This window comes from Kordia sp. (genome assembly GCF_050633145.1).
Lineage (GTDB): Bacteria > Bacteroidota > Bacteroidia > Flavobacteriales > Flavobacteriaceae > Kordia.
Genome location: NZ_JBOEFY010000047.1, coordinates 1 through 12,463 on the forward strand (window position 1 = coordinate 1; position 12,463 = coordinate 12,463).

The following is a 12,463-nucleotide window of genomic DNA, read 5'->3' on the forward strand; positions in this document are numbered from 1 at the left end:
CAAAAACATAGAAATCGTGTAGCGACACAAAACGAAGAAAGATGAATTTAATCAAACAAATGGAACGACTGTAAAACTCGGGAGTGTGTTTTCAGTACCAACAAAAAGAATTTTTAATCCAGAACTCTCAAGAGTTCATAAAAAAACAAGCATGCGACAACAAGCACAAACACACGTATTAAAATTTTTTACTGAAAACAACATTCAAAAGAGACAGTCATGGAAACATCACAAATACATCGAAAGCATAAATCGAAGTCCAGAAGATTAAAGGAAAAACTAGCCGAAAAGGCAAAAGAAGCAGCACTACAGGAAAGCTTACAAAAACATAATAAAGCTAAAAAAGTACTGTTTCCAGTAATGATCGAAAAGATTTTTGAGGCAAAAGAACGAGCAAATTATGAATACAACTCGTTAGCATACATCTTGCAAAATCACTTCAATTCATTAAACAAAAAGAAGCAATCACGCAGACGTGAAGCATTCAAAGAAATACTATTATTCTTGTACAAAAAGCGTTGTACAAAACTATTACGAAATGAAGAATTTTTGCGTTCAATTTATGAAATATCATGGTTTAGCACAAACTATGTAAGAGACGTAAAAACTTGGAAACGTACTAGTCACAATGCCGAAAAGCAACTCAAAAGTTTAGTAAAACATTGCTTTGCAAAATATGACGTACCAGTATTTATGTATGAAGCTTGGTTAGATACAAACCGAAAATACATGTCTTGGTTTATTGATTTAGGAAAAGGTCAAGGTGTAAAAACCCTAACTAAAGTTCCTGTGCGATTAACAAAAAAAGGAGCACATCAATTCTTGCAAGCACCATCAAATTATACCATTGAAATGGCATTGCGTAGAGCGCAAGCTTTAGCCTTTGGAACCGATGAATTACTAGCAGAACGTATTGCCTGTACAGCATTAAGTCGAAACGGCTTTGAACATGAATCTTTTTGGGAAACGGTGATTCAGTTCTTCATGAAGCAAACCATGTTAGATTTCAACAAAATGACTGAAATCATAGACTATTTAAGTCATTGTATTCGTCAAAACGTTGAGTATACTATCAAAGGAAGAACCATTACATCACTTACAAGACAATCGGATGAATGGCATACAGAACAAGCAATTCACAGAGCAAGTATGGTGGAAGTATTCACATGGAAACCAACATTAAACAGCTCGCTAGTTGTTACAAGCAAAAGTGAAAAAGATGTAAAAAAGTATCGCTTATTCGAACTGTGTTCTTCCAAAGAACTCATTGCAGAAGGAAGAAAAATGAATCATTGTGTGGCTTCATATGCGCGCTCATGCTGCGTAAAAGTAACAAGCATTTTTTCATTAAGATGCATCAGTTTTTCAAAAGGACACGAAACATTAGCTACGATCGAAATGGACATTCGATCACAAACAATAGTGCAAGCAAAAGCACGATTTAACAAGCCAATTTCGGGTATTGCCAAAAAAATTATGAAAGATTGGGCAGCGCATCACGATTTAAAAATCGGGAAATGGCTTTAAAATTTAGGTTATGGCAAAATTAAAATTACGAGGCAAAGACCTCATAGAAATAGGATATCCACAAAAAGGAAAAGTAATCAGTATTGCAATTGATGTAATGCTACGAAATTTTAAACGTGAACGAAAAGACAAAGTATTACAGCGTTTAAAAACGATACTTAAAAATCCTGAAAAATATCTAGGAGATGGAATGGTTGGCAGAATTGCTGAAGAACTTACAACTCCTGTACAAGTAGAAGCAAAACAATTAGAAACGAAACGTGCGCCTTTTACCATATTTGGCGAAAATGGAATACAAGAAGAAGCAAAACATCAATTGTATACCGCGTTAAAATTACCAATTGCAAAAGCAGGTGCATTAATGCCCGATGGACATTCAGGGTACGGTTTGCCAATTGGTGGTGTATTAGCGGCAAAAGACGCAGTAATTCCGTATGGAGTTGGTGTCGACATTGGTTGCAGAATGTGTTTGACAATTTATGATATTCCAGCGTCATACCTGGAAGGTCACAAAGACAAATATGTAAATATGCTGCAAGAACATACCAAATTTGGAGGCTATGAAACGCACAAGCGCATCAACGATCATGAAATCTTTGATCGCTCGGAATTCAAAGACATTCCAACGGTAAAAAAACTGTTCAAAAAGGCATACAAGCAACTAGGTTCATCAGGAGGTGGAAATCACTTTGTAGAATTTGGAATTGTAGATATTTCTGATGTAAACAACGAATTCAATGTGCCTATCGGGAAATATTTGGGAATTCTGTCACATAGCGGATCGCGTGGTATGGGCGCAAACATTGCAAAACATTACACAAAGTTAGCAATACAACAAACGCCGTTACCAGGAGAAGCGAAAAACCTAGCGTGGCTCGATCTCAATACGCACGACGGACAAGAATACTGGTTGGCAATGAATTTAGCAGGCGATTACGCTTCGGCGTGTCATCATGATATTCACAAGCGTTTAGGGAAAGCTTTAGGCGCAAGACCATTAGCAATGGTAGAAAATCATCACAATTTCGCTTGGAAAGAAATCGTCAACGGAGAAGAATTAGTTGTGCACAGAAAAGGAGCAACACCAGCGCAAAAAGGAGTGTTGGGAATCATTCCAGGTTCCATGACAGCGCCAGGATTCATCGTTAGAGGAACAGGAAACAAGCATTCGTTACAATCGGCTTCACATGGTGCAGGACGTCAATTATCAAGACGAAAAGCAAAGCAAACCATCACGCAAAGTGATATAAAAAAGCAATTAAAGGAGCATGGAGTTACCTTAATTGGTGGCGGAATTGACGAAGCGCCAATGGCATACAAAAACATCCATCAAGTGATGAGCAATCAAACAGAATTGGTGGAAGTTGTTGGAAGTTTTACGCCAAAAATTGTGCGCATGGATCGTTAAGACAAATTTGTCATTCCTGCGAAGGTAGGAATCCAAATCTGTGTTGAGTTAGGGCATTTCCTCCGAGAAAAACGGAGGTCAGGCTCTCGCTACTCGCTTTTGCGTCATGCTGAACTTGATTCAGCATCTCACAAAGAGCTCAGACAGACCGCTCCATCCTTAATGCAAAATCAAAGATCACTTCAATTTCACTCAGTAACGTTATGCTGAACGAAGTCGAAGCAGAGTTGCGTCTTCTCAAAAATACTAGGGAAACTAAGGTTCTCAAGGTTTCTCTAGTATTAAAAATGAAGATGTAAAAAGAAATGAAACTAAATAGAATATAAACGTCACTTCGAGTGATTTTTCGAAATATAATGAAGAAAAATTGTATCGAGAAGTGCTTAGAAACTCAAAATATAAAATATGATACTTCAAAGTAGTTCTCGATACACCAAATCACAGATTTGCCACTCGAACTGACGAAAACAAAAAAAGAGACAAAAATGGCAACATATACAAACGATATACTATTCATTCAAGCATTAGACAGCTATTCGTATGACTTAGAACAATGTGTTGAAAAACTACAATATGTTTTAGGTGGAAATGATCACGCAGGTGCTAGTAACTTAATGGGAAGAATCTATCATGAACGATTACACGATTATAAAAATGCACGCGAATATTACCATCGTGCATTATGTATAGATCACGAATATGTAGAAACCTATTATTACTATCCGTTTTTACTTATTGACGTTTACGATTACGCAGAGGCTGAACATGTTCTTGAGGTTGGTTTTTCATTAGCGCAAACAGACAAAGCACGTTTGCACTATATAAAAGCGATTCTTTTAGAAAAACAAGAACAATTTAAAGAAGCAAAAAAGCACTTAAAGAAATCAAAACACTTGGCTTTAAACAACGATTACAGATACTTTGTTGACAACCAATTACAACGTGTTAACGAAAAAATGAAAGTTGGGAAGAAGTCAAAAAAGAAAAAATCAAAACGTAAAAACAAAACAACAACTAACGTGAAATTTAATTCCATGTTAGATTAATCAAGTATGAGTTTAATATGATTTCAAATGTCATTCCTGCGAAGGCAGGAATCCATAAAATTTCAAAGTGGATTCCGCATCAAGTGCGGAATGACAGCTAGTATCAGATCAAACTCAGATTAAATAAAAAATATAGAAATTATGGACAATCAATTTTGGGTGCAAATTTCCTCAGGTTCAGGACCAGAGGAATGTTGCCTCGCCGTAAAATACTTAACAGAAAAGCTAACGCGATTGCCAAACTTTACATTCAATGTCATTGAATTGGCAGCTACAAAATACCAAAACTATAAGTCGGTTTGGTTACGTGCTACAGGCGATGCTACTGATTTTAAAAACTACTGGCAAGGAAGCATACAATTTATTTTCAGAAGTCCGTATCGTGCACATCATCAGCGTAAAAACTGGTTTGTTGATGTAAAAGTATACGCAATGCCAACACAAATTTCGTGGTCTCCAAAAGAGGTTCAAGTCAAAACGGCACGAAGTTCAGGAGCTGGCGGACAACATGTAAATAAAGTAGAAACGGCTGTAAGTATGACACATATTCCAACAGGAATTACAGTACAAGCAAGCGAAGAACGCTCGCAATTTTTAAACAAAAAACTAGCATTTGCACGATTAAACATCGCAATAAGCGCACAAAATCAAAAACAGCAAAACGCGGTGCAAAAGCAAAAGTGGATGCAACACAAACAGTTGCAACTTGGAAATCCGGTGCAAGTTTTTAAAAAATAGAACAATTATGGGAGCGCCACATAACAAAAAAAGATATGGTGAAGTATGGAAACAAGACCGTATTTCACTGTCCTTACTAGAATTACAGTTTCTAAGAGAATTTGTGATTTTATCAGGCGGTTGGGCTTGGCATTTTTTATCGCCAACAGGACATACAGAATACAAACATGCGCACGATCATAAAGATATTGATGTCTTTGTAGATCCAAAAAACGTGGCAGAAGTAATGTATGTATTACACCAACGAAATTTTAAAAAAGTATGGACACGATACGATCATTTACAAAGCGAAGAAAATTTTAGACGCTACGAAAAAACAGTAGAAACTGATGAAGGAAAATCAATTCGAATTACGATAGATTTCTTTGTAAAATCGGCAGTTCCATCACGATTTGTAAAAGATTGGAATATAGTCGATCCGACATTTTTGTTGAGCTTATATAGCAACATTCACTCAAGTGATAAATGTTGGGCAGTACAAGCTTCTATAGGTTTACTAGCTAAAAATATTGACCCGCTAGATCATTCAGCATTAGTTACAATTCCAAAAGAATAAACGATCTCAGATATTGAGTAAAAAGATGAAAACACATATTATAAATTTAGATTTGCCACCAAGTGAACGCTGGTCATTTCTATCAAAATATACAAAAGAAGTCAACGAATTAATTCAATGTTATTTGAATGATTTTACAGGAGCAGAATTCATTTTTGAAGGCGTAGAGCTGTATAAAGAACAATTTGTCAGCGAATCGTACATACAGGAAATACAAAGCATTGCTGCTATTGCTGATTTTTCAGTAAATGAAATTTTAGTAGCGAATTTGTATTATGATGTATTGAAATTATATTTTGGTTGTACTGCGTTTGCAACGTGGAATGGAAACGAAATGTTACACGCACGTAACTTAGATTGGCATACAGATCAGAACATATTAAGCACACATTCCATGATTTTTGACTATCAAAAAGAAGGAGAAACGGTTTTTAAAACAATCGGTTGGCCAGGATTTGTCGGTGCGCTTTCGGGAATAAAACCGCAGAAATTTGCAGTTACTTTGAACGCTGTGCTAAGTGAAGATCAAGCAGAGTTAGCTTTGCCAATTTCTTTCGTACTGCGCGATGTATTGGAAACCTGTGAGTCGTTTGAGGAAGCAAAAATAAAATTGGAAAATACGCCAATTATTTGTGACTGTTTATTGTTGCTTTCGGGAACAAAACCCAATGAAAAAGTAGTTATTGAACGCACACCAAAACGAACAGAAACACGTACTTCGAAAGAAGATTTTATTGTGGTCACAAACGATTATAAACAATTGAAAAATGGACAAGTAACAGGCAATATTTTGCAAGCTACTTCGTGTGGACGTTTTGATACAGCAACGAAATTATTACGAGAGCAGGAAGTGTTACAAGAACAGCAGTGTTTGGAAGTTTTACAGAATGAAAATGTAATGATGGGAATTACAGTACAACAAATGGTGTTTAACGTAAATACAGGTAAAATAACCTTGATTTGTACATAATAGAATATCTGGAAAATGATGTATGACATTTTCCAGATATTAATGCTTGTTATTGCTGTTGAATTGTTAAGCAAAGATCTTCTCCAACGTAAATTCTAGTTGGACAAAATACAGAGATCAAAGAAGTTGTTGGAGGCAATCCTCCATTTACTTGTCTAGCGTTTAATTCAGAAATTGAACGCTTTTTTAATTCCATTTTTTTTGAACTTTTTTTCATTTTTTTTATTTGATTAATGGTTTCCGTTAAATTAGAGTTGCAAAAATGTGATCAATTGGTTACAAAGACTATCATTTCATGCCGCTCATATATTTTTACTAAGTAATTAGTACTTAAATATACTACATGAAATTTGAAAAATACCTCAAATTGAATTGCTTATACTCTTGATTTATAAATTATGAGGTAATTTTTTAATAAAAACTACCAAGAAGCATTTACAAATTGAAGAAATGTGTTTTTAAGATGCTATGAAAATACAAGGATCGTCTTAGTGATTTGACTTTTAGCTACTACACTTTATTATTTTTGCGCTACCCAACAAAGATCTTCTCCGATATAAATTCTAGTTGGACATAGTATAGAAATGAATAATCCTCCATTTACTTCCTTAGCATTTAATTCAGAAATTGAACGCTTCTTTAATTCCATTTTTTTTGAACTTTTTTTCATGATATTTTAATTTAAGTAATTAGTAATTAATTAAATATACTCAACAGAAATTGAGAACATTTGTAGTTAATGTAAGTACTTGCTAAAATTTATAACTGTTAACAAGTATGGTATTTTATCGTTCTTGTGGGCGTTCTGTAAAACAAATATCTTCTTCAATATAAATCATTGTTTTGCATTCTCCTACTGTAATAAAAGGAGTTATTGGTATTGTTCCACCTTTCACTTCTTTTACATTTAAAGCAGAAATTGAACGCTTTTTTAACTGTATTTTTTTTAAACTTTTTTTCATGAGTTGAGTTTTATTTGGTTAATACTTGCTACACTATAAGTACTAAATCAAGTTCAGTACAGACTTTATCAAAAATTACAGTATAGGAGCGTACGTAACCAATTTGTATCAGTACGTTACTTATCAAATAAAGTAGGATACTGTTTTTTGATTAAAAAATTAAGCAGTAAGTTACATTATTATTTTCTGAGAAAAATGACAAAACACTGACAAAACTGCCATTGGTTTTTGAAAAAAATGCAGACTATTTAAAAAAAGATGTATGTGTAATTAGCGTACTACTCTTGCCACTCTACAATAAAAAGATTGGTGTCTCTTCCGCCGCCATTATTCCTATTAGATGAAAATGCTAACTTTTTTCCATCGTTTGAAAATACAGGGAAAGCATCAAAGGTTTCTCCATGTGTAATGCGTTCTAAACCGGTTCCATCCAAATTAATCATATATAAATTAAACGGAAATCCACGTTTGCTCTCATGATTGGATGAGAAAATAATTTTTTCTCCAGATGGATGAAAAAACGGACTCCAATTGGCGTTTCCTAAGTCGGTTAATTGACGTAAATCACTTCCGTCTGCATTACAAATGTATAACTCCATTTCAGTAGGTTGAACCAAACCTTCGGCTAATAAATCTTTATATTCTTTAATTTCTTCTTTTGTTCTTGGACGTGATGAACGAAATATAATTTTTGTACCATCTGGAGAAAAGAAAGCGCCACCATCATAACCCAATTCGTCTGTAATTTGTTGTACATCAGTACCATCAATATTCATGGTGTACAACTCTAAATCGCCACTTCTGGTTGAGGTAAATACAATTTTATCACCTTTTGGCGAAACTGTTGGCTCAGCGTCGTACCCTTTTTCATTTGTCAATTGCTTTACAATATTTCCTTCCAAATCGGCAACAAAAATGTCAAACGAGTCGTATACAGGCCAAATATACTTTCCGTTTTTACGCAATGGTACTTCTGGGCATTCTTCATCTACCAAATGTGTAGACGAATAAATAATATGCTTGTTATCTGGCAAAAAGTACGAACAGGTTGTTCTTCCTTTTCCTGTGCTCACCATCGGCGGCATATTGTCTTTGAACGTTTCATCGATATTCATCAAAAACATTTGATCGCAAGACACATTCCATTTTGTATTGTTTGACTGAAAGATTAATTGCTTGTCGTCAAAACTCCAATATGCTTCTGCATTATCGCCACCAAAAGTCACTTGACGCATGTTTTTAAAGTATTTTTCTTCTGGATAAATTAACGGATTATCGGAAGTAGTTTTTACAGTTTCTTTCGATTCTGATGTTGTCTTTGTAGTTTTTTCTTTTGAAGTTTCTTTACAAGAAAAAAAAGCCAAGCATATCATTAAAACAAAAATTCGTGTCATAGCGTACTAATATTTTGATAATTTAGCACAAAAATAACTTCTTATGTACAACAAACCAGTATTTGTAATTCTTTTTTTAGCATTTGTATGTGCTTGTAAAACAGAGCGTATCATAGAAAATCGTATCAAACAAGATATAGGAGTCTTGGCAAGCGACAAATTTAAAGGAAGAGCCACAGGAACAGAAGGTGAAATGTTGGCGGCATCACATATTGCCAATCGCTTTAAAGATTTAGGAATTCTGCCGAAAGGCACCAACGAATACATTCAGGCTTTTACATTTACACCAAAAACAGATCCGCATGCAGAAATTAAATACGGAGAAGGAACTAGTGAAAAAACAATTACAGGAAGAAATGTAATTGGGTTTATTGATAACAAAGCTGAAAACACCATTGTAATTGGTGCGCATTACGATCATTTAGGAATGGGACAAGAAGGTTCGCTACATAGAGGTGAACCGATGATTCATAATGGCGCTGATGATAACGCAAGTGGCGTATCGGTGATGTTGTACTTGGCGGATAAACTATTAGACACAAATACAGAAAATAATTATTTATTTATTGCTTTTTCGGGAGAAGAAATGGGCTTGCTTGGTTCGAATTATTTTGTGAAAAATCCAACGATCGATTTAACGAAAGTGAATTATATGATTAATATGGATATGGTTGGACGTTTAAAGAAAAACAAAACTTTAGCCATTTATGGAACAGGAACTTCGCCAGTTTGGGACGAAACGATTGCAAAGGGAAATTCAAAAGATGCGTTTAAATTGAAGACAAATGTTTCAGGTGTTGGACCATCAGATCATACGTCTTTTTACTTGCAAGATATTCCTGTATTACATTTTTTTACAGGACAACATGTAGATTACCACAAGCCTTCAGATGATTTTGAAAAGCTGAATTACGAAGGAATGCTTCAAATAGCAAACTACATTCATCGTATTATTTCAGAAGTCAATCCGCAAGGAAAATTAGCCTTTACCAAAACAGTCAATGAATCGGATGATGCACCTCGATTTAAAGTGACTTTAGGTGTAGTGCCCGATTATTTATTTGATGGAAAAGGCATGCGTATTGATGGCATTAGCGAAAATCGTCCTGCACAAAAAGCAGGTTTGCAAAAAGGTGATATTGTGGTTCAATTAGGCGAACATGAAGTAACAGACATGAAAAGTTATATGAGAGCTTTGTCTAAATTTGAAAAAGGTAATAAAACCACTGTAAAAGTAGCTCGTAATGGCGAAATTGTAGAAGCTGATATTACGTTTTTTGATAAAAAGAAAAAATAACTTTTTGTATAAAAAGAAACCTGTGATAATTTATAAACTGTTACAGGGCATTCTTTTTTTCAACGTTATAAAGTTCTTATTTGGTCTCATAATTAATTTTAAAACTATACAATTATGAAGAACAAAGCAGACAAAAAACGAACAGTAAAAAAGTTAGTGTTTAAGACAGTGAAAATCTCAAATATGGAGCAAACAAAAATTGTTGGTGGTTATTGGACAGAAGAATGGGGTACACTTTTAGTGTGTTTATAGTTATTCATGGATATGAAAAGCTGTCTTTTTCTAGACAGCTTTTCATAATTTAAGGCATAAAATTTTATGCAGGTTCTGTATCAACAGGATTAGTAACAGGTTCACCTGATATAGTCGGATTGGTACAGATAAGCGCATTAATAGAAAAACAAGCTACTGTCTTACATTCTTTAGGATTGTCGGTAGGGACTTTATTACCTGTATCTGCACCGCCTAAAATTGTGGCAGCAGTTTCAAGATTTGCAATACTTGTTTTATTTAAGTTAAACAGCTTCATAAGTATACATGTATTAGTGATTAGAGTCTCAAAGGTTGTTCTTTTTTAAGGAAATTTAGTGCCATATTTGTGATGATTTATTAATCATCACAGCTTTTTTCATGGCTTTCTTGTAGTTGTTTTATGTAGCTAGATGGTTGCATTCCTGTTACATTCTTAAATATCTTTGAAAAGGTTTCTCTTCTTTTAAAACCAAACTCATTTGCAATGGCTTCCATTGAATACAATTGCAATTTTTTATTATTCTTTAATCCAATAAGAGCGGCATTAATTCTTAGCTCAGTAAGATATACTGTAAACGTTTTTCCTTTATAAGCATTGATAACATGCGAAAGATATGCGGTATTTGTTTTTAGCTTTTTTGCAGTATAACTTAAGTTGCAATCTACATGTAAAAACTGTTCTTTTTCTTCAAACTTTTCTAAGGCTTCTAAAATCTCTAAAACACCTTTATCGTCAATTGCTAAATCTGTTTTTTGTTTACTAGGTGTCAGCGTTTTTTTTGAGCTTTCAATCGTTTCAATATGTTTTAACAGCGTTTCAAAACGTTTTTTGTTACTGTGTTGTTTCTGTTTGTAGATCAGAATAAAAACGATAATCAAAATCAACAATACACCAGCAATGAAATATAAATAAAATACTGTTTTTCCTTGTTGTAGACTTTGGGTATTTAAGGCTGAAATTTCTTTTTTTAAGGTTGAAATATCATAATCCTTAATGGTGTGATAGGTTTTCTTATTGCTGAGGTCGTTCTCTTTAGAAAAATCTTCAAACAGTTTAAAATTTTCAGTAGCTTTTTGAGTGTTTTCTTTTAAGGAATAGGATTTTGCCAGATGGTAATACACTTCTTTTAACTCTGTAAAAGAAAAGTTTTCTGTTGTGGTTAAAGATTTTATTTTTTCAAAATAAACAATAGCGCTATCTATATTTTGAAGCGCGAAATGATTTTTCCCTAAATATAAATAGGATGCTGAAAACTTCTGCTTGCAATTTATGTCTTGCATTGTTTTCTTAAGCGAAAGGATTAAATCAATACTTTGTTGATACTTTTTTTGCTGAAAAAGAATAATAACCTTACTTAATGATAGATCTGCATGAAGTTCAACATATTTTTCTTGAGAAGCTTTTTGCAAACCTCTAGTTGTGTATACATCTGCTAAATCGGTGTTTTCTAATCGCAAATAAGTATCAGCCAAAGCCAAACAATTTAATGCTTCCAAACGATCGTAACTGGAAGATTGTAAAGCTTCAATTTCAGCAAGATTGTTTTTAAAATCTTGTACTGCACCCAAAAAATCTTCAATTTGTTTTTTAATGAGTCCAATATTATATGTTAGCGTAATTAAATCTCTAAAACTAGCTGTTTGTTTCGCTATTTCTTTTGCTTTTAAATAGTATTCAATGGCTTTTTTATAAGTTCCAACGGCTAGGAAAATGTTTCCTTTTTGCGTGTAATTTTGTAATAACAATTCAAGATCATTAATGGCAACAGCTATTTTTAAAGATGCTTCTGTATATTCATGTGCTTCTTTTGTATTTCCTAGTTTAAAATTAATATATCCTTTGCGATACAAGGCTTTAGAAATACGTTTTTGATTCGTTCCTTTTTGAACAATAGTGTACAAAGCATCTGCATATACTTTTGCTTTTTTGTGTGAAGTATAAATAGATTCAATGTATAAGTCTTCTAACTCTTTAAAGGATTTTGTCGCTAAAGAATCGGTTTGTGCAAGTGTATACTTAAAACTAAACAATAGTAAACCCGCTATAAAAAAAGATAACTTCATGTGTCGATATTAATGAGGTATTAATTTTTTTGGGGAAACTCTATTGAAGATTTAAAGTACTAAATTATACAGTATGAATAGTCGTTGAAGAGAAAATTATTCTTTAAAGCAAATAAAAATTGACTCGTGACAATTTATAAATAACGGTGATTCTAATTTATAAATGGCAACGTACCTTCCTTTTTTTTAATGTTAACATGCTCTTATTTAGCATCATAATTTAATCACAAAATCAAATAATTATGAAAA

14 protein-coding genes are annotated in these 12,463 nt (G+C 33.6%); 8 read left to right on the plus strand and 6 right to left on the minus strand.

Translation table 11 applies throughout. The features are described 5' to 3' along the window. The first annotated feature begins 219 nt into the window (after positions 1-219). The 6 genes from ACRBBL_RS20250 to ACRBBL_RS20275 all read left to right on the plus strand — a co-directional run bounded on the left by ACRBBL_RS20250 (position 220) and on the right by ACRBBL_RS20275 (position 6,245). Positions 220-1,527: a PcfJ domain-containing protein gene (locus ACRBBL_RS20250; RefSeq protein WP_431370905.1), complete on the plus strand. Its 1,308-nt coding sequence runs from the start codon at positions 220-222 to the stop codon at positions 1,525-1,527. A gap of 10 nt (positions 1,528-1,537) precedes the next feature. Beyond that, positions 1,538-2,935 (plus strand): RtcB family protein, encoded by a 1,398-nt coding sequence (locus ACRBBL_RS20255; RefSeq protein WP_431370906.1) that lies wholly within the window; start codon positions 1,538-1,540, stop codon positions 2,933-2,935. Positions 2,936-3,420: 485 nt separating this feature from the next. Continuing rightward, positions 3,421-3,981, plus strand: coding sequence for a tetratricopeptide repeat protein (locus ACRBBL_RS20260; protein ID WP_431370907.1), 561 nt, complete (start codon positions 3,421-3,423; stop codon positions 3,979-3,981). A gap of 141 nt (positions 3,982-4,122) precedes the next feature. Continuing rightward, positions 4,123-4,719 (plus strand): peptide chain release factor H, encoded by a 597-nt coding sequence (prfH, locus tag ACRBBL_RS20265; RefSeq protein WP_431370908.1) that lies wholly within the window; start codon positions 4,123-4,125, stop codon positions 4,717-4,719. 7 nt (positions 4,720-4,726) lie between these two features. After that, complete coding sequence (locus tag ACRBBL_RS20270) at positions 4,727-5,275, plus strand: hypothetical protein (RefSeq protein ID WP_431370909.1); 549 nt, start codon at positions 4,727-4,729, stop codon at positions 5,273-5,275. A gap of 25 nt (positions 5,276-5,300) precedes the next feature. Next, positions 5,301-6,245 carry a C45 family autoproteolytic acyltransferase/hydolase gene (locus ACRBBL_RS20275; protein WP_431370910.1) on the plus strand — a complete coding sequence of 315 codons (945 nt, stop codon included), beginning with the start codon at positions 5,301-5,303 and terminating at the stop codon, positions 6,243-6,245. A 49-nt stretch (positions 6,246-6,294) separates the two neighbouring features. On the opposite strand, the gene ACRBBL_RS20280 is transcribed toward ACRBBL_RS20275, so the two are convergent. The 4 genes from ACRBBL_RS20280 to ACRBBL_RS20295 form a co-directional block, all read right to left on the minus strand. Next, positions 6,295-6,462: a hypothetical protein gene (locus ACRBBL_RS20280; protein WP_431370911.1), complete on the minus strand. Its 168-nt coding sequence runs from the start codon at positions 6,460-6,462 to the stop codon at positions 6,295-6,297. 303 nt (positions 6,463-6,765) lie between these two features. Continuing rightward, a complete protein-coding gene (locus ACRBBL_RS20285) occupies positions 6,766-6,915 on the minus strand; it encodes a hypothetical protein (protein WP_431370912.1) in 150 nt (49 codons plus the stop codon). A 115-nt stretch (positions 6,916-7,030) separates the two neighbouring features. Further along, entirely contained in the window at positions 7,031-7,207 is a 177-nt protein-coding gene (locus tag ACRBBL_RS20290) for a hypothetical protein (RefSeq protein WP_431370913.1), read from the minus strand. Positions 7,208-7,485: 278 nt separating this feature from the next. Further along, the gene (locus tag ACRBBL_RS20295; RefSeq protein ID WP_431370914.1) at positions 7,486-8,601 is read right to left on the minus strand and encodes a TolB family protein; all 1,116 of its coding nucleotides are present in this window, start codon (positions 8,599-8,601) and stop codon (positions 7,486-7,488) included. A 43-nt stretch (positions 8,602-8,644) separates the two neighbouring features. Between ACRBBL_RS20295 and ACRBBL_RS20300 the strand changes: the two genes are divergently transcribed. Together ACRBBL_RS20300 and ACRBBL_RS20305 are read left to right on the plus strand one after the other, a co-directional pair. Next, complete coding sequence (locus ACRBBL_RS20300; RefSeq protein WP_431370915.1) at positions 8,645-9,898, plus strand: M20/M25/M40 family metallo-hydrolase; 1,254 nt, start codon at positions 8,645-8,647, stop codon at positions 9,896-9,898. 114 nt (positions 9,899-10,012) lie between these two features. Then, the gene (locus tag ACRBBL_RS20305; protein ID WP_431370916.1) at positions 10,013-10,150 is read left to right on the plus strand and encodes a hypothetical protein; all 138 of its coding nucleotides are present in this window, start codon (positions 10,013-10,015) and stop codon (positions 10,148-10,150) included. Between the two features lie 64 nt (positions 10,151-10,214). Here ACRBBL_RS20305 and ACRBBL_RS20310 read toward each other — a convergent pair whose 3' ends face one another. Both ACRBBL_RS20310 and ACRBBL_RS20315 read right to left on the minus strand, forming a co-directional pair. Continuing rightward, positions 10,215-10,427 carry a hypothetical protein gene (locus ACRBBL_RS20310; protein WP_431370917.1) on the minus strand — a complete coding sequence of 71 codons (213 nt, stop codon included), beginning with the start codon at positions 10,425-10,427 and terminating at the stop codon, positions 10,215-10,217. An 80-nt stretch (positions 10,428-10,507) separates the two neighbouring features. Further along, entirely contained in the window at positions 10,508-12,214 is a 1,707-nt protein-coding gene (locus ACRBBL_RS20315; protein ID WP_431370918.1) for a helix-turn-helix domain-containing protein, read from the minus strand. Positions 12,215-12,463 lie beyond the last annotated feature (249 nt).